This window comes from Bacillus cereus group sp. BfR-BA-01330 (genome assembly GCF_022663885.1).
GTDB classification, from domain to species: domain Bacteria; phylum Bacillota; class Bacilli; order Bacillales; family Bacillaceae_G; genus Bacillus_A; species Bacillus_A cereus.
In genome coordinates this window covers 426172-450442 of sequence record NZ_JAKUGK010000001.1, presented here as the reverse complement: position 1 = coordinate 450442, position 24271 = coordinate 426172, and the positions used below count along the sequence as shown (strand labels likewise).

Below are 24271 nucleotides of genomic sequence, written 5' to 3'. Positions count from 1 at the left end.
ACATTTCAAATGACTTCTATACGTTCCATTGCAAGTGAATATACATTTTCATATCCTGCTGTACTTAGCTTTTGTTGTAATCGATCCGTATCCTCTTTCAAAGCGTGCACTAGCACCGTATGTTCTGGTAATAATGTATTTAACATCTCTTTAACGTCTCTTATACTTTGGTGAACTTTATACGCAACTCGATTCACCCTACATGTATTCCTTACATGCTCTTTCATAACTTTTTCTGCAAAACTCCCTTTCGCAATATGCCCAGTAAAAATAACGGCATTTCGCTTTTCATTCCGAAGTTGTTCATAATATAACTGCGCTCGTTTCGTTTGCATATTCGCATCACTCATTACAACTATTCCGTAACTATTTTGCATACTAATGTCATTATCCATCACTATTATGTTTCTTTTTAAACTCTCCATAATCCATTTAAATTCTTCATTATTTTTTATCCAATCTTTATATACGAACATCTCTTCAAATCCAGCCAAAATTTCTTTATCTACTATAAGCGGAAATTCTTTATATCGTTCATATAAATACAATACTATATCTTGCGCCCTACCAAGTTGTGGAAGCGGTAATAATGCTATTCCTTTATTTTGCATAACTCGTTCAATTTCTGCACATAGATTGTCTAATCTTTCATTTTGCGAAACATCCTCTGTGTGATAAGCGGCATCTACAATTGCAACTTTTATATTGTGGCCCAATTTCTCAGGTAAATTAGCTCGTAGTATATTAGACTCTGCTGAATAGTCGCCTGAATAAAATACGTATGTATTACACATATCAACTAAAAACCAAACAGCTCCTAATACATGCCCACTATATCCCCATTGAAACCGCAATGTAGGAGTAATTTGTACCCATTCATTTGGATTGCTAATCTCATCAATACATACATAATTTAAATCTTTTATGTGTTGGTCGCTATAAGGTAAATTCCACCCTTGCATCACATTATAGTTTCTCCATTTTTCATAATATAACGGCAGTTCCTCCTTCGTATAACGAGTCGTCCAAATTTTTTTCTTATATCCATACTTCGCTAATAAAGGTAAACCCATCGTATGATCTTCATGAATATGTGATAAAAATACCGCATCTAAAAATGGAGCAGCTTCTCTCTCTATTTTTGGATAACCATCCTCATAAGATCGATTAATACCACAATCAAATACTATTTTCGTCTCTTTATTTTTTACAAAATAGCAGGAGCGACCGTACTCTCCTGCTCCTCCCCATACTTCTACCCTCATCATACTACCCCTTTTCGCTTTTGCTCCATATGTTGTAGCAGTAATAAGCATATTGTTGTAAGTCCAACAGAAACAACGGCCATCGCCATGCCTATAGATACTTCACCCTGTTCAAATTGAGCAAAAATAAACGTTGCTGACGTTTCTACTGATGGAGGTAATACGAGAAGCGATGCTACTAACTCTCTTATCGAAATTGTAAATGTCATCGCCCATCCAGCAAGAATGCCTGGGATAATAAGAGGCAATATTATTTTTCTAAAAATATAAATATAATTTCCAGAAAAAACACTTCCTGCCTGCATGAGAGAATCATCAATTTGTCCGAGTGATGATTTTACATATTGCACCGTGTAAGGTAAAAACAGCACAACATACGTTACGATAACCATGACTGGTGTATTGTAAATTGACATAGGCATATATGGTGAATTCCAAAATAGAATAAGACCTACAACCATAACGATTCCTGGTACCATATTCGGTAACATACCGCACATATCAAGCCATTTTTCAGAGGGTTTTTTCCCCTTTCGAATCATAAGTGCCAAAAAGACTCCAATCATTACCGCAATAATCGCTGTTACGAGTGAAAAAAGAAAACTATTCCATAAAGCCTCTAATCCCGGAGACCCCATTGTAAACAATGCCTCATAATGACTTGTTGTAAAGTTATTTACATGTAAACCGCCGCCTCTTAATTTTGAAAAAGAAGCAATAAGTATAGAAAAGTATGGAATTCCAATTGATACGATTAATAAACCAATTACATACATCCATGCTACAACGCGCGTAAATATAGACAAAGTATATCTTTTAGATTTCACACCTTTTCCACTAACTATTGCATATGAATACTTTCGATTCAATACATTTTGCATATACCAAATGAGCATACAAGCACTAAGTAATAAAGAAGATAATGCTGTTGCACTACTAAAATCAATTGGCCAACTCGAAATAAATTTATGGATTTCTGATGTTAACACGTGGAATCCTATTCTACGTCCGAATGTAGCCGGTGTTCCAAATTCAGCAATCGTCTTTACGAAAATGAGTAAAGCACCCATTACATAACTTGATACTAATAACGGCAATATTATTTTTCTTAAACGATAGAAAAAACTTCCGCCATGAACTGCTGCAGCTTCTTCTTTACTACTCCCAATCTGAAGTAACGTGTTTTTCAGCATGAAATAAAGGAATGGGAATAAATGCAGACTCATAATTAATACCATACCTCCTAAACTAAAAAACGATGATGAAACTGTCTTTAGCATCGGGAAAAATTGTTCAAAATAGCCGTTAGGTTGCATGAACAAAATCCAGCCCATCGATCCAATATACGGCGGTGTCATAAATGGAATCATAAAAACAATATCTAACTTACTATACTTTCCTACATCTGTTTTGCTCATAATAAATGCCAATGGAAATGCAAATATTGTCGCACCTATTACAACGAGTACACCTAGAAGCATCGAATTTAGAAAAATCCCCGCTAATCCACCACTCTGCATCACTTCAAAAGGCTTTAAAAAGTTCCAACTACTATTTTCATATACACTAGAAAATAAAATAAGAAAAAGTGGAATGACGATTAACATCGCCACAAGTAATAACGCTACCGTCATTCCAACTTGTCTTACTGATACGAATCGATTTACCATGGAATCACCATCTTATTGAAATACTTTCTTAAATTGTTTTCCTATTTCATCTTGCTCTTTCTCAACTGTTTTCCAATCAATATTTAATACTGGAATCTCTTCTACATTTGGTCTATTTTCAGCTTTTATATCTGTTCTACCAGGCAATAAATACGCTTTAGAAACTTGTTTTTGTACATCATCGGATAATAAATAATCAATAAACTCTTTTGCACCTTCAACATTTTTACTATCCTTCATAATCCCAGCTGCACGCGGGCTAATAACTGTTCCGCTTTTTGGATATACAATATCAACAGGTTCACCCTTTGCTTTTGCGCTATACGTCATATAATCAACACCCGCAATGACCATATCTTTCGCACCTGTTACAACTGGGTCTAACGCTTCCTGATTTGCTCCTGCTACTGTAACTTCATTTTTCTTAAGCTGCTCAAATAAATTCCATCCATCTTGTCCATTCTTTTTCACGTATCCTGTTACAAAGTCTAAAGCTGAACCTGAAAGTGCTGGATCTGGAAGATTCACTTTCCCTTTCCATTCTCCTTTCGTTATATCGCTCCAATCTTCAGGCGCTGTCTTCACATTTTTTGTATTGTACACAATCCCTAATGCTGAAGCACTATACCCGAAATAATGTCCTTTATCATCTGACCATTCAGAACGCAGCTTATCAGCTTGTTTCGCTTCTTTATAAGCTAACGTTTGACCCTCTTTCTTTAATCCTTCCATCGCTGGTAATGATGCAAGTACGACTACATCAACGACTGGATTTTTCTTTTCAGCTTCCATTCTCGCTAAAATTTTACCAGTTGTCCCTTGAAACATTTCCACCTTTATACCAGTTTTCTTTTCAAAGTCTTTTTGAATTTTTTCTGCTAACCCTTTTGGTCCTGCACTATATACAACAATTTTCTTTTCATTCGTATTTTTACTTTTTGCATCTGCATTACCTGTCTTTGAACTACACCCTGTTACTACAGCCGAAAATAATAAAGTACATACAAATAAAGACTTAAGCGAACTGAATTTCTTCATACGATTCTCCCCCTATATGATGAATACATTTTTTTGGCACATATAACGATACTGGTTTACCGATGCTTAGCTTACTATTGTGATAGGCTGTCCAGATGCCTAAAGTCCCCATATTTACTTTCACTTCATAACGTTCTCCTACATATGTAACGTGCTGAATTTCACCTGTATACATTTCGCACACATCATTTTTTGTCCAACTCACATGCTCTGGACGAATCATTTTTTCACCCTCTACAAGCCAATTCGCCTTACCAACAAATTTGGCAACAAATTCATGAGACGGTTTCACATAAATATCTTCCGGTGTTCCTTTTTGTAATACTTCTCCTTGTTTCATGACAATAATTTGGTCTGACATTGACATTGCTTCTATTTGATCGTGAGTGACATACAGTGCAGTTAAACCAATGGAATGAACGATATCCATAAGCTCTATTCTCATTTCTTCTCGCAAAATTGCATCGAGTGCACTTAGCGGTTCATCAAACAAAATAAAGTGAGGTTTTGTTACAATTGCTCTAGCGAATGCGACACGTTGTTGCTGTCCACCAGAAAGTTCGTGTGGATACCGTTTCTCCATACCTTGCAGGCGAACTCGCTTTATCGCATCTTCTACTTTTTCTCGTAAATGATTCGTTTGCTTTGTAGCCCTTAAACCAAATGCAACATTTTCAAAAACAGTCATGTGCGGCCATAAAGCAAAATCTTGAAATACCATACCGATATTCCGTTCATGAGGAGATGTCTTTATCTTTTTTGTAGCAGAATACATGCACTGGTCTCCAAAATATATTTCTCCTTTATCCGGTTCTTCAAGTCCTGCTATCATTCTAAGCAAAGTCGTTTTCCCACACCCCGAAGGTCCTAAAAGTGTAGTGAATTCCCCTTGTTTCATTACAATCTGCAACGGCTTTAACGCCTGTATTTTTCCAAATGTCTTTTCTAATCCACTAATTGTAATATCCATTGCTTCACCTCTCTCCCCTCATTCTTAACCTGCTTTCATTCTATATGGAAGATTTATACTCAATGTTAATGTACTGTAAAGATTAAATTAAAAAACTTCTAATAAACTATTTATTTCTATAGATTTTTTCTATAGTTAAAATAAAAAAGGCGGCAATTCATAATGAATCTCTTAAAATTAGAAATTGTAGTACTTATTAAGAAATACAAAAAGCTTACAATCGTTGCAGAAAAACTTGGCGTTAAACAACCAACTATTACATTTCATATAAAAAGCTTAGAAGAAGAACTCGGTGTATCTCTATTCGAATTACGTTCTGGAAGGTATTTCTTAACAGAGGCTGGTGAGGCTTTGCACCATTATGCTTGTAAAATAGATGCACTTATGAAAGAAGCTAGACGTGTCACGCAAGAGTTTAAAGATTTTCATAAAGGTGCTATAACAATCGGCGCTAGTTATGTACCAGCGACTTATCTTTTGCCAGAAGTCGTTCATCAATTTCAATGTGAATTTCCCAATATAAAAATAACGCTACTAGTGAAAACAGCCCCTGAAATTCGAATGATGCTACAAAATCACGAAATCGATCTTGGGATAATTTCCGCTGCTCCATTTGATGAACCACTTTTAAAACAAACGAATATAATGCCCGATACACTTGTTCTTGCCTTTTCCAAAGAACATCATTTTTCAAAGAAAGACAATGTATCGTTACAAAATATCGAAAAGGAACGCATACTATTGCATCGTAATCCATCTACAACGAGAGATTTACTTACACAATGGACGTTGGCGCACAACATTACATTCCAATCTGAAATTGAATTAGACTCATTAGAAACGATGAAACAAATTTTAAAATATGGTAATGGAATTGCCTTTATTTCTAAACTTGCTATCGAGCAAGAAATACAACGAAATGAGCTATGCTATATACCAATCCCTGAATTTGAATTTCAGCGTAACATTTATACGATTCATCATGAGGACAGATGGAATTCTAAAATCATTTCTTTTTTACTACAGAGCATCACTTCATTTGCAACAAAAAATTAAAAGGCTGTCGTTATGCACGACAGCCTTTCAAACTATAAATCTATTTATTTTTCTTTGCCTCAATTTTTGCTTGCGCCTCTTCAGCCTTATCTAATGCTTCTGATACTTTCTTCTCTTTTTCTTTCACTTCATCTATACTATCGACAGCTTTAATAATTTTATCGATTCCTTCTTCTTCTACCTTTCTACGCTTTGCCACTCTTTCATTTACTTTCTCTTCCACATCTTTTGCTTTTTGAAGCATATTCTCTGCATTTGATGTTACAGCTTTTTCAAGTTCAGCATCTTTTTTCTTTTGTAACACTTCATTTGCAATGTCTTTCGCTTCTAAATACTTACCGTCTTTTAATGCTGTTGCTCCGTGATCCATTCTCTCAGCAACTTCTTTATATGATTTCGCTTCATTTCCTGATTTCTCTTTTTCTGCTTTTTCGAACCACATTTTTGCATCACTATACTTTTCATCTTTCAATGATTGCATACCTGTTTCAATATATGTGTCATAATTGCTACATCCAGCCATTACGACTAATAGAAAAAGCATAACAAAACTTAATTTTTTCATGCTGTTGTCTCCTTTTCTTTGCAAGCTCACTTTACTTTAACATACATGAAAAAGAGTTTCAAAAACTAAAATACTAATTTAGTCATTTTTATAATGATAAGTCAAATTTTTATTATTTTCTTATTTTTAAGCGGACACATCTACTTGTTTTTTCGCCATATGTTGCTTTACTCCAACTAATACAACTAACAATAACCCTCCACCTATTGTCATCATAACAATGCTAGTTGGCAACATATCTAATAGTAGTCCATATACAATCATACCAAGCGGTGCGATTGCAGTCGCAATTGTTTCAAGTAGGCCAAACACACGCCCTAGGTAGCTCGGATCTGTCGTTTTTTGCATATGTACTTGCATTGGAATGTTTACAATCATAATTGCTATACCAGTTAACATCATAAAAGCAATATAGTAAATAAAACTTGCTACTTTTGGAATGATAACTAACAACGGAAAGACTGTACATAAACTTAAACCTGCAAACAAAAACAGTCCAGTATAAATAGAACGAAACGGATTATTCACTTCTTTACGAACTGATAAAGCAATCGCTCCCATTAGCATCCCGACTGCTAACATTCCCTCTACAGTACCGAGTTGCTTTGAAGATAAATGCAATGTATGGACGATAATGTACGGAAGTGCAACTGTTAGACCACACGCAAAAAAGTTTACCCACAATGCTATTTTCATTAAACCATATATTTCACGTTGTCTTTTTACATATAAAAAACCTTCTTTTATACTCATCAAGAAATGCTCTGTACTTTCAGCCACTTCTTTTTTATATAAATCAAATACGATAAATAATTGCAAAATAACCGCTAAAAAGAACGTAATGCTATTTAATAGGAAAAACGATTTAATTGAAAAGAAACCATATACAACTCCGCCAATAATCGGTCCTAAAATATTTGATAAAGAAGCTGCCGTTTGATTTAAAGCACTCGCTTTTTGAATACGTCCTTCATCTACTAAACTCGGAATAGACGAAGTTAATGCAACAGAATAAAAACTTGCACAAATTGATAATAATGCTGCTGAAATATAAATAAAAAGAAGTGATGGCCCAAATATAGTAGCAAGAATAAACATACTAAGCATCGTTAAACTACTTAATAAATCAGTACCAATGACAAGCCATTTTCGATTCACACGGTCTGCTACAGCACCAGCAATTGGGCCACAGATCATCCTTGGAAGTGATCCGCAAACGAGCGTAATTGCAAACCCCATCCCTGAACCAGTAGTCTTTAATACATATAACCCCATTGCGAACGTATAAATACCTGCGCCTAATAAAGACGTCATTTTTCCAATCATCATTAAAATGATATTTCTAGTTGCAATCTTCATTCTTGAATCATGTTGTCCTATACTTATATCTCCCATTTTTGACTCTCTCCCCTTAAAAGTTAAATTGTGTTAAACTTATTATATAATCAACTTTCCAATTTTCACAACAAAAAGTTAAATACAATTAAACTTTTTAAATATAAAGGAGCAACAATATGGCAACTCTCGGCGAAAAAATTAAAGCATTACGAAAAGAAAAAAAGCTTACGCAAACAGCACTGGCAGGTTCGGAACTGACAAAAAGTATGCTTAGTCAAATTGAAAATGGAAAAGCTACACCTTCTATGAAAACATTACAATATATTGCGGAAAAACTTGAATGTGAAACGAGCTTTTTATTAGAAGAAGATGAAGGAGAAATTGTAGAACTCATTCAAAAAATGGAGCAACTAATAAAGGCAAATAAATGCGATGAAGTATACAAGACTTTACTACCTATCGTTCAAACAGAGCTACCTTCTACTTTAAATACAGCTCGCTTATATAAACAGTTCCTAACAGGAGCAACTATTATGAACGATTATCATATTGAATATTACGTTGAAACTGCTGTTTCTATATTTGAAAAATATACTTTATATCGAGAAAGCACTGAAACGAAACTACTGTTTTACTATATGCTCTTCAAACGTAAAAAATATAAAGAATGTTTACAGATGATTGCTACAATTCGTGATGAATATAAAGCGAAGAATTTAGAAATGGATCTCATTACACATATACAATTATACTTAAAAGAAGCCATTATTTTACTCGCATACGGCAATTATGAAAAATGTGAAAAAGTCATTTTAGATGCACTTGCATTTTCAAAAAAACATCAAGTGTATTATAAAACAGATGAATTTTATCGCATTTTATCTTACCAAAAAGTCATTACAGCTGATAAAGAACAGTATTTATATTACATAAAAAAATCGGAGCAATTTGCCATTTTTACAGAAGATATTCTATCCATTGCGATTATTGATATTTTAAAAGCTTACTACTACAACACAATTACTAATGAATATACAATCGCATTAGAACATCTAGAACAATTCCGAGAAAAACTAAAAGATGAACCAATCTTTCAAGACGATGGATTATATTATCTTGAAAAAGGAAAATCTTTGTATGGCTTAAAACGTTATAAGGAAGCTTTGGCAATATTAAAACACGCTACCATACCAGATTATATGAGTCATCCACTTGATCAATCGTGGGTATTAACAGCTGGGTCTTATCGTGCCCTGTGTCATATAAAACTTCAAGATAAACCAGCTGCTCTGAAAGAAGCAAAAGAAGCAGTTCAAACGATAGATGGTTATCCTGATTCCATCTTTTCTTCATTTATTAAAGAAACATTACAAATAATACAAAAACTTTAAGAATGTCTCTAAATGGTATATTATTCCTCTTTTTTAGCAAAGATAATAATGATGGGAGGAATATAAATGAATATACAACGTGCAAAAGAGCTTTCTATGTCAGCAGAACAAGCCAATGTCAATTTTCAAGGCATGCCTGTTATGATTCAACACGTCGATGAAAGCAATGAAACCGCCCGCATATATGAAGTAAAAAACCCAGGACGCGAATTAACTGTTCCAGTTAATAGCTTAGAGGAAATATAAGAAATGCCACTTCTCTTTTGAAGTGGCATTTTTCTTCTTTCAGATTACTTATTATAAATTTCTTCAACCCTTTATTTTACATGAGCTGAAAAAATAAGAATTTTCTACTTCTTTTCTTTTTGTGACCTGCTAAAATACAAACTATGGATTAATTATTCGTACTATACATTAAGGAGGAAAAATAATGGCATCTACTTTAGAAAAAAACAAGCCTTATTATGCAGTTATATTCACTTCTAATTTATCAAATGATACAACAGACTATAATACCGTTGCCGAAGAAATGGAGAAACTTGCAAAGCAACAACCTGGATTTTTAGGTGTAGAAAGTGCAAGAGGTAATTCTGGACTCGGAATAACAATTTCTTATTGGGAATCACTTGATGCGATTGAAAATTGGAAGAAGAACACCTTACATAAAGAAGCGAAAAAAAGAGGTCGTGAGCAATGGTATGAAAACTTCCATCTGCGTATTTGCCTTGTTGAGAAAGAATTTAAGTTTCATAGAGGTACTTTATAACTATGAAGGAAAAATTAGCTCTCGTTATTGTTCATGAAATATATGGTGTGAACGACCATATGCATCACGTTACCCAGCACTTTACTTCATCTCATATAGATGTATTCTGTCCTAATCTTCTACAATCACAACACGCATTTCATTATCGTGATGAAGAAAAAGCATATGAACATTTTGTAAATCATATTGGATTTGATGATGGAAAAAAGCAAATTGAAGAATTCATTTCTCATCTTTCTAGTAGTTATACACATATTGGACTTATCGGCTTTAGTGTTGGAGCTACCATCTCATGGCTATGTAGTAACAATCCGAAAATAGATTTTATTATCGGATGCTACGGTTCCCGTATACGTGACTATGTTCACATAAAGCCTACATGCGCTACACTACTTATATTCCCTGAAAAAGAAGCTAGTTTTTCAGTATCCGCTTTCATTCAAACATTGCAGCAACAGAATAACCCTTTATTAGAAATAAAACAACTACACGGTGAACATGGATTTCTAAATCCGTACACTGAAAAATATAACGGGCACTCTACAAAACAAGCATATAATTTAATAGATTCATTTCTTGTAAAGTGAAACTTTAATCAGTGGGGGGTATCCCCCACCTAATCTCTTTTCTTACGTTGAGTTTTAAGGTGTGGGTCTTACTGCCCATGCGTGATAAAAACAATCTTATAAAGGAGACTCGAATGACGCTGACATTACTCTTACTTATTTTCATACTCATTGCCTTTATCTCAGCGCTAACTATCATTTTTAAAACCGTAAAAAAAGGGAGATTTTCCAACCGCCCCTACTTACAATCTATTATCATTTGCATTTTATTTTTTACAAATTGGATTTTATATGTAACAACTTTTTATTCGTTACTCCCCGAGAAAGTTAGCGAGTTCATATTCCTGCCCCTTTGGTTTTTCCTTTGTATTTTAGGATTTATCGCTTTTTGGCACGAATGGAGAAATAATCGTGTGTTCTCGATATGTATTGGTTTTCTTTCCTTTATTAGTTTTTTATTTGGGTTATTGTTGTTAGTTCTTTCCGGAATGTAATAGAAGAAGGAAGAAAAGCCAACTTTCAACTTTTCTTCCTTCTATGTTTACCTTTAGTTTTCACTGTCACTGATTCACAAGGTGTATAATATATTTGAGGTGTCGCCTTATCAACAAACATCATAAACGTAACGAAACCGATAATAAAGAAAATAAACAACGTTAACAAAATTGCTCCTATCGTTAAAAGTATCATAACACCACCCCTATATTTTTTATGTTATTACACTTTTCGCTATGATATGAGCGTAATCCTTTTTAGAAAAAGAAACGTAACAAAATAATCACAATCACTCCTGTTAATACTGTACCTAATAAACTACGAGTATATATCGCTACAAGAAATGTTGGAATTGCTGCAATAAGATAATCCCACTGTATCGTCTCATGCATAAATAAAACTTGTGCTAAAAGCGCTGCTAATATCGCAATTGGTATGTAATTTAACCATTTTAAACCCCAGTCTGGAATTTGTAGTTTACTAAATACGAGTAGAGGTAAAATACGTGGCACGAGTGTGACAGCTCCTGCTGCTAGTAAAAGTAATAATACGTCTAATCTCATTTCCATTTTTCAATCACCACTCCAATCGTCGCAGCTAGTAATGTTGCGATAATAACCGCTATACTATCTGGCATAATTAAGTGTGAAACGTATGCAAGTATAATCGCTACAATTGCAACACTTAAATGAATTGCTAGCTTTGGTTTACTACTTATGAGCTGAAGTACAAATAATCCGATAAACATCGCTGGTAATGCATAATCCATCCCGTATGTATGTGGATCTGGTATCCACTCACCAAATAGCCCGCCAATGATAGTAGCAAGAATCCAGTTTAAATAAGCCGTTACATTTAGCCCAATCATCCATCTTTCGCCTAAATATCCTTTTTGCGCTGCATGCTGCACTGCGACGCCGAACGTTTCATCTGTAATTTGCGAACCAATAATGACGTTTTTTAATAGAGGTAGTTTCGTAAAGTACGGCGCGAGGGCAGCACTCATTAATAAATGGCGTAAATTAACAAAAAACACAGTAAAAATAATTGCGGAAGCAGGAGCACCGGCTGCATACATACCAGCTAATATAAATTGGGCAGAACCTGCATAAATTAAAGTCGACATAAATGCAATTTCAATGATAGAAAAACCTGCTGTTTTTGCAATTACACCAGCTGCTATACCGATGCTCAAGTAACCAAATACAGTTGGTAAACAATCTTTTACTCCTTGCTGAAATGTATCATCGCTCTGCAAAGCTACATGTGCCTCAGCTTTACTCATCTCTATCATCCTCCATTCCTTCTAAAGTTCGTTTTCCTGTTACGACATGAACTAAATCTATATTTTCACGCCATAACGTATCTAACTTATCAGCTCCAAATTCCTTTGTGATTTCTTCAACCATAATATCGTGTCGCACATACTCTGTAGCAACGAGAACTAGCGCTGGGTCATACGTTGTAACGGCCCATGAAGTGCTATCATTTGAGAAGTTCGCAATTAATACTTCCTCTCCATCACGAGCAATAACAGTTAAATGACCACCCATTCTCTTTTCAACAACGTGGGGCGTCATATAATTATGGTGAAATGTCGCTCCTATTTTTGTTTCTGGAGCTCCAAATAAGATTGAGAATATATTCACGCCTTCCTCTTCCTTTTGATGAATGTATGGCTCAATTTCATGCACTTGATCTTCCCATACAGAAATCCATAACTCTTCCTTTGCCCTATTAATTATATTGCATATCTCTTTTAAAACACGATCATTTGAGCGAATATGCGAAATTACATCTATTTGTCGCTCTTGTTCTAAACAATTTAATTTCTCATCTAAAAATTCAAATGACTTTTCAAAGTCTTTTCGCATTCGATTCATTAATTCGGTAGCTGGTACTGGTACATATTTAACTGGTTCAGAGGGTACAATATGCACCGCTCCTTTATCCATTAACTTACCGAGTACCTCGTAAATCATAGAACGAGGTACTCCTGTTTGTTTACTCACTTCATAGCCCGTTACTGGCGAATGTTTTAACAATCCAATATACGCTTTACATTCATATTGAGAAAATCCTAACTTTTGTAACTCCTTTATAATTTCATCCATCGGTAACCCCTCACAATCTAAATCGCCCTTACTTCAAAACGACGATTTTGCTTCCCTTTACTTTTTACTTTATCAATAACAAGTGTTCCTATTTCACTCGTATTTTTCACATGTGTGCCTCCACAAGCTTGTTCGTCTAAATTTTCAATTGTAACAATGCGGATTTCTTGGATGGTAGTTGGCAGGAGATTTATTGCTGTTTTAATCATTCCTACAGCATTTTCTGCTTCTTCGCGGCTCATATAACGAGTGGAAATTTCTTTATTTTGCTTAATAAGTTTATTCACTTCCTCAACAATTTCTTCTACTTCCACGCTCGATAACTCTTGTAACTCATTAAAATCGATACGTGCTTTATCAGGATAAATTTGATTTCCGGTGCATAGAGCTCCATACTTTTCATAAACAACAGCTCCGATAAGATGCAGTAAAGAGTGATGACGCATTAAATTATGACGTCTTTCCCAATTTATCTCTAATTTAACTGGACCTAATTTTACTTGAGCTTCATCTTTTATATAGTGAACTATTTCTCCTTGCTCCTTCTTTACTTTTTCAACTTCAAATACAGACCCATCTTGTACAATGACACCCGTATCACATTCTTGCCCTCCACCAGTTGGATAAAAAACTGTTTCCTTTACAAATACTTTATTCCCTTCTACTTTTATCACTTCTGTTTCGCAACTCGTTTTGTATGCATCTTCTAAATATAATGCCGTTGTCATACTCTCACCTCTTTAGTAGTTATAGTTATACCTACTAATATAAAAAAGAAGCTCCGTAAAGTCAATTGATAATTCTGAAATTTAAAATTAATAAAAGACTCCTTTATTAGGAGTCCACTATCTCAATATTTCATTCGCTTCTTTTTCATAAATTTTATCAAATGACGTCATAACGCGCTGTGATGCTTGAATCATCTTTTGATCTGTCATAAGATCGGCCATCTCTTTCGTCATATCTACATTTGAATTTTCTAGCATATGATTTTTTACTATTCCTGTTCCGTTCGGTAAATTAGCAATGTTTCCTTCTGCTAGTGTAAAGCTTTTATTTTCACGTTGTACGAGACGTGCATTCGTTTCTGCATCTACTGTTTTTGTCTGTAACTGTGCAATTACTATTCTCTTAATATCTGGTTTTTGCAAAGTTCCATCGTTTACTTCTCTATAAATTTCTCCATTATTAGATACGAAGAATTCAACATTTTCAGGAATATGAATACGCTCATTATTAACATCCATAACATAAGCACCTGAAGATGTTTGTAAATATCGATCACTATTTAATGTGAAACTACCATCTCTCGTTAAAAACGTTTCATCATTTTTAGAAGTAACAAAAAATGATGTTGTGCCGGCCGCGCCGTCATCTAAAAAGAAATCTGTAGCGCTATTTGTCATTTGTATATTTCCTTGTACTAAATTCACATGCGTTGCAGCTGGTACTACAGCGTAATCGACCGAACCGATATTTGTTACCGCCCCATCTCCGCGGCGATATGTGTCTTGTACATCAAATACTTTAGACGTCATATTTTCTGCTTTAAATCCTGTCGTTTGAGCATTTGCAACGTTATTCGAATGAACATTAATGCGCTGCATGTAATTCATCATGCCCATAGAACCTATATAAAGACCGTTCATATTCGTTTGAATAAGGCAAGCGCCTTATTCTTCACCTCTTTTCTACGATGTTTGTAACATTTGTTTTGCTAAATGTTCAGCTGTAGCGATATGTATATTTTTCTTTATGTCTTGGCCATCTGTCATTAATACAATAGGAGCTGATGATACTGCTGGAATTTTCAACAATTCGCCACTACTTGCTGTTTCATCAAATTTCGTAAACACAATACCATCTATATGAATATCTTTAAAGTTTGTAATAATTTCAATCATATCTTTGCTTTTCATTGAAGCTGATAACGTTAAACAAATATAATCTGGTTCTACTTGTCCCATCGTTTCAATCATTTCTTCCACTGTTTCTGACGTACGATAATTTTTCCCTGCTGTATCAATTAAAATATAATCGACGCGTGCTTCTTCTTTAAAATACGTAAGCGCTCTTGTCATTGCAGCTTCATCACGCACAGCAATTACTTCCGATCCAATTGTCTTTACGTTATCTTGCAATTGCTGCACTGTCCCTATGCGCGAATGATCTGTCGTTATAAAACCAACTGTTTTGTTCTTACCGTGAAATTGCCATGCCATTTTCGCCAGTGTCGTCGTTTTACCAACGCCAGTTGGACCGATTAATGCAATTGTTTGTACTTCTTTTTCAAAGACGTTTTCCGTATTGAAATGAGATTTCATATCTTCCAATATGTACCTGATAACTTCTTCTTCCGTAATCATCGTTGCATTTTCAAACTTTATTTTTAACTTTTCAGCATATGCATGAATGAAATATTGTTCCACATCGTTTTGTTCTAGCATCCGAATTACTTTTTGAATAATAAACGGTACAGATTCTTGGTTTTCTTTCTTTGTAACTACTTCTTCTTTCTTTACCGGAACGACTTGTTTCACAACTTTTTTCTTTTTCGTTACTTCCGTTTCTTTCGTCTGTTTCACCACGACAATTCCTTTTTCAAACAGCTTTAATAGTTTCTCTTTTTTTCTTGCCCATTCTTCACTATTTCCTGTTTGCATCGCCGCGTATGACATAGAAGTCGTTACGTTTTCTAAATTGTGCAGTACTGATTGAATTCCATTCGCCTTCACAATTTGTTCTGAAGGATCATTCACAACATCCATTAACTGTTCATGAAATTGAGCTGTACCTTCATTCACTTCTTCCTGTTTTTCTTCTGGAAAAGCAACTAACATTTCATAATCCTTTTTCCAAAAAAACGGTATATTTCGTTTTACACTTTCATCGACAACATAATAATAATCTGTACCATATTGGTCAAATAACTTTCGATACAATTCATTTTTCGAAGCTGCTTTTATTCGCATTAACGCTTCTTTCTTTTCTGTACTTTCCATTACTTCACCCCCTACTATTCAATATAGGCAATTTGATCCACAACAATTTCTGGTGCTAATTCACTAATACAAAGTACTTGTGCTTCCACTTGATAACGTTCTAGCAGTCTTACAATCGCAAATCTAAAATCTTTTCTACGTGTTAATAACACTGGTTCTCTTCCCATTAAACGTGCTTGCTTAAAGACGCGCTGCACTTGCTCAACGACACGTGTTTCTAAATCTAAATCCCAGTTTAATAAGTAACCTTGATATGAATTATTCACAACATCCGCATCTAACTCGATTGAATCAGAGAAGAGTGCTGCATATATTTTTCCGTCCGGATTTTTCGCATTTTCACAAATAACTTTTGAAATACATTCACGAACAAATGATGTTACACCATCCACGTGGTTTTGATAAATTTCTTTGCCGTCAATAATACCTTCAATAATTGTTGGTAAATCACGAATAGAAATACCTTCTTTTAGAAGTTGTTTAATAACATTTTGAACAAGTGATAAATCAATTTCTTTCTTCTTAATCTCTTCTAATAGAACGCCATTATCATTTTCAAGCGAGTTAATTAAGTCTTTTACATGTTGGCGCTGAATTAATTCATGAAGATTACGTCTAACGACAACATCTAAATGTGTAATTAATATGCTAAGTGGCTCTAACACTTGATAGCCTTTCATTTGTGCATCTTGCACCATATGCTCTAAAATCCAATATCCATCTTCACCGAAAATTGGATCTTTCGCTGGCTCTGCATCTAAATCAGCCATTACGTTTGGCGTTTTCAATGCTAATAAATAACCTGATTTTAAAACACCCTCAGCCGCCTTCGCACCTTTAATACGAATAATGTAACGTCCGCGTGGTCTAAAACTCGTATTATCTTTAAAGTTAATTCCAGGAACATTAATACCGAGGTCAGTAATAATCGACTTCCTCATAAGAACAACTTTATCACGAGCTGTTTCCCCGTTAATTTTCTGCTTTACAAGTGCTGCTAAATCTAAACCGAGTTCTACTATAATTGGATATTTATCCGTAAATACTCCAAATGAATCTTCCACTTGTTGCAGTTGCTCATCTTCGCCTTGGATCATTTCTATTTCTTTTTGAAGCTCGTCTTCTTTTTCTTTCTTTATTCGATTTTTATTACGAATGCCTAAGAGGATAATTGTTCCGCCAACGAGTGCGAATGGTAGAAACGGTAGCGGAGTAAAAATACCCATTGCGATAAATAAACCACCGAGCGCATATACAACGACTTCATGCGCTAATAACTCTTTAAAGATACCTTCTGTTACTGTATCCGGTGAGCCGTCAAATACACGCGTTACGATAATACCTGTTGAAATTGCAAGCATTAATGAACCGATTTGGTTTACGATTCCGTCACCGACAGTTAACTGTGTATAATGAAGAGCTGCATCTGCAAAGCTCATTCCTTGCTGCATCATTCCGACAATTAAACCGAAAATAATGTTTACAAATAAAATGACAATCCCGAAAATAACGTCCCCTTTAATGAACTTCCCGGCACCATCCATCGCTCCGTAAAACTCTGTTTCCATATTTAATTTTTTACGTTTTGCTTGTGCATCTTTTTCTGAAATAATACGCTGGTTTAAATCAGCATCGATAGACATTTGTTTCCCTGGTAAAGAATCAAGTGTAAAACGAGCTGCTACTTCAGCTGTACGAGATGCACCGTTTGCAACGATAAACTGGAATATGATTAATACTGTAAAAATAACGATACCAATTAATAAGTTTCCGCCAATTACGAACTGGCCGAACTCTTCAATAACATGACCGGCATTTCCATCTGTCAAAATCGCTCGCGTCGTCGAAACGTTAATCGATACGCGGAAAATCCCGATTAATAACAACATCGTTGGAAATGACTTTAATTCATCCCACTCGTTAATACTTGTCGCTCGCATATAAATAAGCACTGACATACTTAGTAGAAAAACGATAATAATATCAAGTATAAATGGTGGAAGTGGAATTAAGAGCGCCACTACGAATGACGCTGCTAAAAAGATAGAAAAATAGGTTCTTGCAGAATCTATCTTAAACAAAGAGATCTCCTCCAAACGCGCTATTATACTTCAAGTTCATTCGTCTGAATTAAATAGCGCATAACTTCAATTACAGCTACATATAAATCTTCTGGAATCGCCTCATCTTCCTCGACTTGATAATATAAAGAACGAGCAAGCGGACGGTTTTCCACCATTGGTATTTCTTGTTCACGGGCAAGCGTTCGTATATATAATGCGAGCTCATCTTCCCCTTTTGCAACGACAATTGGTGCTGCATCAACGTGTTTATTGTAACGAAGTACGACCGAAATATGAGTCGGGTTATTTACAATAAATGTTGCGCCATCCATCTTCTTCGCAATTGTTCCTTGCAAGATTGCATGCATAAAGTTTTTTCGTTTCCCTTTTACTTGCGGGTCCCCTTCATTATCTTTATGCTCTTGTTTCACTTCTTCTTTTTTCATCTTAATATCTTGTTCGTACTCCCATTTTTGATAAATAAAATCAATAATAGAAAGAACGATTAAAATAATTAAAATTGCTAAGAAAATAAATTTAATTTCCCTAATAATTTCAGTAAGTGATGCAGTCCAGTTAAATCCAATCATACTGACGATTTTCTCTAAATTCTTTTTAAAAAGAACATAAGCGACGTAACCGATTAATCCCATATAAAATAGTGATTTCAAAATATCAACTAAACTTTTACGACTAAACAGTCTCGTAAAATAGTTTTTCGGATTAATACGTGACGCCTTCGGTTTAATGACTTTAGAAGAAAATAGGAAACCGACTTGAATCATATAATTGAATAAATGAAAAGCGTATACGAGTATTAATATCGGAGCCGATACTTTCAGTAATAAAATCCCCATTAAATAAAAATACTCGGTTGAATCTGTATTTTTTCCAATTTGATCAAACAGCACCGCTACGGAATTTGCAATCTCATACCCTAGCCAATCCCCGAAGAAATAAACGACAACTGCTAATACGAGAATGGAAAATAAATTATTTAAATCTTTACTCCGGGCAATATTCCCTTCTTCACGCGATTTTTTACGCTTCTGCGGGGTGGCCTTTTCTGTTTTATTATCCTTTGCCATGCGCGTCCCCCTACTTCGTTAAGAAAAAGTTAAATAGTTTCGTATATTCTTCAAGTAATACATCCGTCATATTTTTAAACACATAACCGAGCATCGGTACACTCATCGCAATAAATAAAATACCACATGTAATTTTAATTACATATGCATTCATAAAAACGTTTAATTGCGGAGCGTTTTTTGCAATTAAAATTAGAACAAAGTTAATGATGAATAAACTTCCCATCAGCGGCAGAGCAATTTCAACCGCTGATGTGATCGCAAATAATAGCGTTGCGAGTAGACTATCTAAGAAACTAGTCGTCAACAATTTTGAAATCGCCTCTGTATATTGAAACGACTTTAAAATCGTGGCAACGAAATAATTAATGCCGCCAAGTGAAATAAAAATAATGAGAAAAAATATATCAAAAATTGTTGATAGTAAAGTAGACTGTGAGCCCGCATTTACATCAAACAAACTTGCTTGTGATAAACCGATATCAAAGTCTAAAATATGCCCAGCCATTTTCGGAATGTTCCACAGCATTTCTACAATTTTTGAAAGTGATAATCCAATTACAATTTGCGTTCCTGCATAAGCTGCAACGTCCCAAACTGTCTTGATGTGAGAGACATCCACTTGATCGGCCACTGTAATTGAAAGAGCAAGTCCAACTGTAACCTTCGCCATTGCTGGAATGGATCGTCCTGAGAAAAACGGTAAAAAATATAAAAATGAAGTAATGCGGCAAAACGCAAAAAACGTTGCCGCCCATAATTCCATATTCATTTCAGTTCACCTATCTTAGTACGAACGCAATAGCGATGGGATTTTATCAAATAAATCTAAAATAAGTGTCGTTAACTCTTGGAACATCCACGGACCTAAAATGATAATAACGAGCACAATACTCGCCATTTTCGGTAAAAACGTCAGCGTTTGCTCTTGAATTTGCATCATTGCCATAATAACCGCGATAATAATAACGACAATCAGACTTACAACGGCAATCGGCATTAAAATCATAACCCCTTTATAAAAAAAGGTTTGGAAAATATCTATAATTGGTGACGTATTCATTTATATGACTCCTATCACATAGCATCAAACGCTTCAGGCGACCGTCTTAAACATAATATCGACAATTTTTGTATATCCACCTAAATATACGAAAACGAGTATTTTAAACGGTAAACTTAAAATCATCGGCGGTACCATCATCATCCCGAGGTACATTAAAAGTGTACTAATAATCAAATCTATAAATACAAACGCTAAATAAATGAACATCCCTGTTAGTAAACCTTTTTGAATTTGCGTTAAAGTAAAGGATGGTACAAGTGTAAATAAGGAAAGATCTTTCAAATCTTTTGGCAACTCTTCTCCGCGTACTTTCAGCATCATTTTTAAATCATGCTTATACGTATGCTTTGACATATATTCTTTCATAATAGGAGCTGTCGTTTCCGCAGCTTGACTTACTGTTATTTTCTCTTTCGTCATCGGATCCCACACATCGCTCTTCAGTTGCCCGAGTACAGGCTGCATCGTAAAGAGTGATAAAAATAATGCAAGTCCAACAAGCACTTGGTTTGGTGGTAAATTCATTACCCCCAGTCCTTGACGTGTAATCCCAAGAACGATCATAAAATAAGTAAAATGTGTAAATAATAGAACGATAGAAGAAGATAATGATAAAAGGGTAACGAGCGCAAATAGTTGTACACTTGAATTACTCGTAAACTCTTTTCCATTTTCGAAATTAATAAAACCGTTCGGGGCCGCATACGCTGGATTTACAAAAATAATTGAAAAAACGATAGAAAATACGAAAATAACGGCTAATAATGATAACTGTTTCTTTATTCTCATGATGGATCCTCTACTTTTTTCGTTTCAGTCTTCACCGCGTCTTCTAGTGCTTGTTGAAACTGATTTCCTGTTCCGGTTAATTGCACAGACTGTACACCGTTATTACTAATAACAGTGAACACTTGCTTTCCGTCCACTTCAAATAAAAAGGCACTCGTTTGATGATTTAAATACACGCCGTCTTTTACTTGAATATGGCCATTTTCACCCTGCTTAAAAAACTGCTGTTTGCGCGTCTTTTTCGTCATATAATATGCACCGTAACCGAGCGCACCAAACAGTAAAACGACTTGAAATAAGGTCGTCATATACGACATATGACTCCTCCTCTACTCTTTATCTTGCATTTGACTTTGCGCTTTCATAAGCGCCGCTTGTTTCTTGTCAGCTTCAATTTCAGAAATGATAATACCGAATTTCTCGTCCATTACGATTGCTTCACCGATGCCGACTTTCATATTACTTAAATACACATCTACTTTATGTCCTAAGTTTTTCTCTACTTCCAGAACATCGCCAACTTTTAACTGCTTCACATCACCAAGCGTAATAGATGACTTTCCAAGCTTTACACCAAGTTCAATCGAAATATCTGAAACAGTATCAATATGTGCTTTACCTGCTTCATTTCGCTTTCCTGCGAAATCTTCTAATCCCATTAATGACACGGGAGATACTTCATGCTTCATATGGATCCTCCTACTCTACAAAACTTTTAAATAGGAGCGCCTTACGCGTTCCATCTTTTCCAATAAAACAATTAAATTTATGCTTTCCATCTACATAACCAAGTAATTCATCCGAAACTTTCGTATGAAGCGGAATAATATCGCCTTCTTCAATTTGTTCAATCTCACTCATTGTCATTTTCTGCTCGCCAATTGCAACGTGAACAGGTTTGTACACTTGATTTACTTTCATTTCCACTTCAGACGTATACTTTTTGCGCTTGTCTGAAGAATGTTCGACAATATTTTCAGACGTTAACTTATCCATAATTTCTTCAACAGATAAGAATGGAATCCCGATACGCACCGTCGTATTCCAAAAATCTGTCTTCATATTTACGTTAAGTAATGAAATGATATCGCTCGCTGTCGTAATCTTTAGTGCATTCGGATCTGTTTCTGTCGTTACAAATTTCGGTTCAATCGCAACAACACTTTCAAATGATTGCTCTAAATTTTTACAAAGAAGCAAGAATATATTATCGAGCGTTAAAAACTCAAATGCTGTTAACGGTCTACGCATCGTAAAGTTACGCTTACTATCTCCGCCAAGCCAACATTCATGAATATAAATAACGAATGCTAAATCAATCTCAATAACAATTTCTCCAAGCTCTGGTAAACCGAGATCAATCACGCAATATAAATAATAATCTTTCGGCATTTTCTCCACATACTCACTCGTAAATGGAACTTGCTCAACTGTCGAAGGCTCTAGTTCAATTGGAATACGCATACGCGCTGATAACGTCTGTGACGTCTGTTTTCCAAACGTAGAAGCAATCGCTTGCAAACTACGTAAATGCTCAACACCGAACTTCTCTGGTCTATTAAAATCATACTCTTGAAATTTCTCTTGCTTTCCTGCTTCTTGTGCGAAAGCTGGCATTTCCTCGCCTTCATTTACCGCCTTCAGCAGGGCATCAATTTGCTCTTGGCTTAATTTTTCGCCACTCATGACAATCCCCTTCCCTACCTTTTCAATTCAACGATTTCAACGTACATCTTCCCATTCTTCGTTAAAATCTTTCCGGTTCCAATCTCTTCATTCTCAAGCATAAGACGCACCGTATTTTTCGTTGAATTTTCAAGACGATACAATGTACCTTTCGTAATATGAAGCAGATCTTCAATTTTCTTTTTCGTATTTCCGATTTCAAAATAAATTGTTAACGGAATATCATCTTGTAATTTCAAATCTAGCCAACTCCCATATCATGTTCACGAAAATTTCATGTTCTCTCTATATATGAAACTTCTTATTTTGAAACGTCGATATTTAATATTTTTTTAATATATCCTTGCGTTTCTTTAAATGGCGGTACGCCTCCGTACTTCCTCACATTCCCAGGACCAGCATTATAAGAAGCAAGCGCCAATACTAAGTCGCCGTTATTTTTCTTTAAATAACCGCTTAACTCTTTTACGCCACCTTCAATACTTTCAGCTGGTGAAAATGGATTCTTCACACCCATCTCCTTCACATTCGCTGGCATAAGCTGCATAAGACCCATCGCACCTGCATGTGACACCGTTTTCGGATTAAAATTAGACTCTACTTCAATCATTTTTTGAATTAACGTTTTCGGAATTCCGTATGTACGACTTACACGATCAATAATATCCTCATACTTCCCTTCATTGGAAGAACGTATTTTTTGAATATTATACTTCTTCGTTAATTCCCACGTATCAACAGCCTCATTTTTCGTTTCTGGGAAACGTCGTTCAAACTCTTTTTGCGCAACTTGCACTTCATCTGCTTTCTTCGTTTCAGCCTTTTCTTCAGACTTACTCGCTTCCTCTACTTTATTAATAGTTTCTACCGGCTTATTAACAACCGCTTCTATTTTCGTAGATTGTACCGGCTGACTCATATCTTCTACTTTTGCCGGCTGCGTAGTTTCTTTCGTCTCCTTCGCAGGCTCACTCTGCAACTTCTCTTGAAAACGACTACTAACGAATGCTTGTGGACTACTTAGCTTTTGCTGAATTTGTCCTTTTTTATATGCAAGCACTTCTTTTACTATATTTCCAACTATCATAATATCACCTTTTCGGTAAACAAAGATAATCTAATATTAGAGTTTTTTTTTAAAGTTTGCAATAATCCTTTTAATAATTATGTAATAAAAAAATGAATATATTGTTAAACTGTTATTTTTTTATATTTATTAATTCGAATTTTTAGTTGACACCCGTTGTGGCAAGGATTACAATAAATCTCGAAATTGATTTTTTCGCATATTACCGTTTTTCAATTTGCAGAAAAGTCAATATAAAAAAATGGGGGTTTCTTAA

The 24271-nt window shown here is 35.0% G+C and carries 29 protein-coding genes; 6 read left to right on the top strand and 23 right to left on the bottom strand.

Annotated elements, in window-relative coordinates:
• Positions 1 to 5: 5 nt before the first annotated feature.
• Genes MR112_RS02425 through MR112_RS02410 form a run of 4 tightly spaced genes read right to left on the bottom strand, consistent with a single transcriptional unit; the run spans position 6 to position 4943 of the window.
• Positions 6 to 1268, bottom strand: coding sequence for an MBL fold metallo-hydrolase (locus MR112_RS02425; RefSeq protein WP_208328090.1), 1263 nt, complete (start codon positions 1266 to 1268; stop codon positions 6 to 8).
• Positions 1265 to 2935, bottom strand: a complete 1671-nt coding sequence (locus MR112_RS02420; protein WP_242244747.1) for an ABC transporter permease — start codon at positions 2933 to 2935, stop codon at positions 1265 to 1267. Before MR112_RS02420 ends, MR112_RS02425 begins: the two co-directional genes overlap by 4 nt.
• A 12-nt stretch (positions 2936 to 2947) precedes the next feature.
• Positions 2948 to 3973, bottom strand: a complete 1026-nt coding sequence (locus tag MR112_RS02415) for an ABC transporter substrate-binding protein (protein ID WP_000714684.1) — start codon at positions 3971 to 3973, stop codon at positions 2948 to 2950.
• Positions 3951 to 4943: an ABC transporter ATP-binding protein gene (locus MR112_RS02410; RefSeq protein ID WP_000355540.1), complete on the bottom strand. Its 993-nt coding sequence runs from the start codon at positions 4941 to 4943 to the stop codon at positions 3951 to 3953. The genes MR112_RS02415 and MR112_RS02410 overlap by 23 nt, the downstream gene beginning before the upstream one ends.
• A 162-nt stretch (positions 4944 to 5105) precedes the next feature.
• Between MR112_RS02410 and MR112_RS02405 the strand changes: the two genes are divergently transcribed.
• Positions 5106 to 5999, top strand: coding sequence for a LysR family transcriptional regulator (locus tag MR112_RS02405; protein ID WP_001050611.1), 894 nt, complete (start codon positions 5106 to 5108; stop codon positions 5997 to 5999).
• A gap of 40 nt (positions 6000 to 6039) precedes the next feature.
• Here the strand turns inward: MR112_RS02405 and MR112_RS02400 are convergent, their stop codons facing one another.
• Positions 6040 to 6564 (bottom strand): DUF4398 domain-containing protein, encoded by a 525-nt coding sequence (locus MR112_RS02400; RefSeq protein ID WP_102956124.1) that lies wholly within the window; start codon positions 6562 to 6564, stop codon positions 6040 to 6042.
• Between the two features lie 126 nt (positions 6565 to 6690).
• Positions 6691 to 7959, bottom strand: coding sequence for an MFS transporter (locus MR112_RS02395; protein WP_000502472.1), 1269 nt, complete (start codon positions 7957 to 7959; stop codon positions 6691 to 6693).
• Positions 7960 to 8078: 119 nt separating this feature from the next.
• Here MR112_RS02395 and MR112_RS02390 point away from each other — a divergent pair, with 119 nt between their 5' ends.
• From MR112_RS02390 to MR112_RS02370, 5 genes are all read left to right on the top strand, one after another.
• Positions 8079 to 9293: a helix-turn-helix domain-containing protein gene (locus tag MR112_RS02390; protein ID WP_000212351.1), complete on the top strand. Its 1215-nt coding sequence runs from the start codon at positions 8079 to 8081 to the stop codon at positions 9291 to 9293.
• A gap of 66 nt (positions 9294 to 9359) precedes the next feature.
• On the top strand, positions 9360 to 9539 hold the full coding sequence (locus MR112_RS02385; protein WP_001025737.1) for an H-type small acid-soluble spore protein: 180 nt from the start codon (positions 9360 to 9362) through the stop codon (positions 9537 to 9539).
• A gap of 184 nt (positions 9540 to 9723) precedes the next feature.
• The gene (locus MR112_RS02380; RefSeq protein WP_000168851.1) at positions 9724 to 10059 is read left to right on the top strand and encodes an antibiotic biosynthesis monooxygenase family protein; all 336 of its coding nucleotides are present in this window, start codon (positions 9724 to 9726) and stop codon (positions 10057 to 10059) included.
• Positions 10060 to 10061: 2 nt separating this feature from the next.
• Positions 10062 to 10646, top strand: a complete 585-nt coding sequence (locus tag MR112_RS02375) for a dienelactone hydrolase family protein (protein WP_134207728.1) — start codon at positions 10062 to 10064, stop codon at positions 10644 to 10646.
• 113 nt (positions 10647 to 10759) lie between these two features.
• Positions 10760 to 11119, top strand: a complete 360-nt coding sequence (locus tag MR112_RS02370; RefSeq protein WP_242244746.1) for a hypothetical protein — start codon at positions 10760 to 10762, stop codon at positions 11117 to 11119.
• A 25-nt stretch (positions 11120 to 11144) separates the two neighbouring features.
• On the opposite strand, the gene MR112_RS02365 is transcribed toward MR112_RS02370, so the two are convergent.
• The 17 genes from MR112_RS02365 to MR112_RS02285 all read right to left on the bottom strand — a co-directional run bounded on the left by MR112_RS02365 (position 11145) and on the right by MR112_RS02285 (position 24015).
• Positions 11145 to 11315 (bottom strand): DUF3951 domain-containing protein, encoded by a 171-nt coding sequence (locus MR112_RS02365; RefSeq protein ID WP_000602244.1) that lies wholly within the window; start codon positions 11313 to 11315, stop codon positions 11145 to 11147.
• A 62-nt stretch (positions 11316 to 11377) separates the two neighbouring features.
• Complete coding sequence (locus MR112_RS02360; protein WP_017672964.1) at positions 11378 to 11689, bottom strand: AzlD domain-containing protein; 312 nt, start codon at positions 11687 to 11689, stop codon at positions 11378 to 11380.
• A complete protein-coding gene (locus tag MR112_RS02355; protein WP_000029973.1) occupies positions 11680 to 12405 on the bottom strand; it encodes an AzlC family ABC transporter permease in 726 nt (241 codons plus the stop codon). The genes MR112_RS02360 and MR112_RS02355 overlap by 10 nt, the downstream gene beginning before the upstream one ends.
• On the bottom strand, positions 12398 to 13234 hold the full coding sequence (locus MR112_RS02350; RefSeq protein ID WP_000343354.1) for a TrmB family transcriptional regulator: 837 nt from the start codon (positions 13232 to 13234) through the stop codon (positions 12398 to 12400). Before MR112_RS02350 ends, MR112_RS02355 begins: the two co-directional genes overlap by 8 nt.
• Positions 13235 to 13251: 17 nt before the next feature.
• On the bottom strand, positions 13252 to 13962 hold the full coding sequence (locus MR112_RS02345) for an alanyl-tRNA editing protein (protein ID WP_000205380.1): 711 nt from the start codon (positions 13960 to 13962) through the stop codon (positions 13252 to 13254).
• 117 nt (positions 13963 to 14079) lie between these two features.
• Complete coding sequence (locus MR112_RS02340) at positions 14080 to 14883, bottom strand: flagellar basal-body rod protein FlgG (protein ID WP_001013937.1); 804 nt, start codon at positions 14881 to 14883, stop codon at positions 14080 to 14082.
• 42 nt (positions 14884 to 14925) lie between these two features.
• Entirely contained in the window at positions 14926 to 16236 is a 1311-nt protein-coding gene (flhF, locus tag MR112_RS02335; protein WP_061655901.1) for a flagellar biosynthesis GTPase FlhF, read from the bottom strand.
• Positions 16237 to 16250: 14 nt separating this feature from the next.
• Complete coding sequence (gene flhA / locus MR112_RS02330; RefSeq protein WP_000472537.1) at positions 16251 to 18317, bottom strand: flagellar biosynthesis protein FlhA; 2067 nt, start codon at positions 18315 to 18317, stop codon at positions 16251 to 16253.
• A gap of 23 nt (positions 18318 to 18340) precedes the next feature.
• Positions 18341 to 19387 carry a flagellar type III secretion system protein FlhB gene (gene flhB / locus MR112_RS02325; protein WP_001030110.1) on the bottom strand — a complete coding sequence of 349 codons (1047 nt, stop codon included), beginning with the start codon at positions 19385 to 19387 and terminating at the stop codon, positions 18341 to 18343.
• A 10-nt stretch (positions 19388 to 19397) separates the two neighbouring features.
• Positions 19398 to 20159, bottom strand: a complete 762-nt coding sequence (locus tag MR112_RS02320; protein ID WP_001055718.1) for a flagellar biosynthetic protein FliR — start codon at positions 20157 to 20159, stop codon at positions 19398 to 19400.
• Positions 20160 to 20174: 15 nt separating this feature from the next.
• Positions 20175 to 20450, bottom strand: coding sequence for a flagellar biosynthetic protein FliQ (locus MR112_RS02315; RefSeq protein ID WP_001098081.1), 276 nt, complete (start codon positions 20448 to 20450; stop codon positions 20175 to 20177).
• Between the two features lie 33 nt (positions 20451 to 20483).
• On the bottom strand, positions 20484 to 21242 hold the full coding sequence (locus MR112_RS02310; RefSeq protein ID WP_001220582.1) for a flagellar type III secretion system pore protein FliP: 759 nt from the start codon (positions 21240 to 21242) through the stop codon (positions 20484 to 20486).
• A complete protein-coding gene (locus MR112_RS02305; RefSeq protein WP_000121178.1) occupies positions 21239 to 21559 on the bottom strand; it encodes a hypothetical protein in 321 nt (106 codons plus the stop codon). Before MR112_RS02305 ends, MR112_RS02310 begins: the two co-directional genes overlap by 4 nt.
• 12 nt (positions 21560 to 21571) lie before the next feature.
• The gene (gene fliN / locus MR112_RS02300) at positions 21572 to 21931 is read right to left on the bottom strand and encodes a flagellar motor switch protein FliN (protein WP_000680010.1); all 360 of its coding nucleotides are present in this window, start codon (positions 21929 to 21931) and stop codon (positions 21572 to 21574) included.
• Positions 21932 to 21941: 10 nt separating this feature from the next.
• Complete coding sequence (gene fliM, locus MR112_RS02295; protein ID WP_000012356.1) at positions 21942 to 22928, bottom strand: flagellar motor switch protein FliM; 987 nt, start codon at positions 22926 to 22928, stop codon at positions 21942 to 21944.
• Positions 22929 to 22942: 14 nt separating this feature from the next.
• Positions 22943 to 23167 (bottom strand): flagellar motor switch protein FliN, encoded by a 225-nt coding sequence (locus MR112_RS02290; protein WP_000775712.1) that lies wholly within the window; start codon positions 23165 to 23167, stop codon positions 22943 to 22945.
• A 62-nt stretch (positions 23168 to 23229) separates the two neighbouring features.
• Positions 23230 to 24015, bottom strand: a complete 786-nt coding sequence (locus tag MR112_RS02285; protein WP_048656977.1) for a lytic transglycosylase domain-containing protein — start codon at positions 24013 to 24015, stop codon at positions 23230 to 23232.
• Positions 24016 to 24271: the final 256 nt, after the last annotated feature.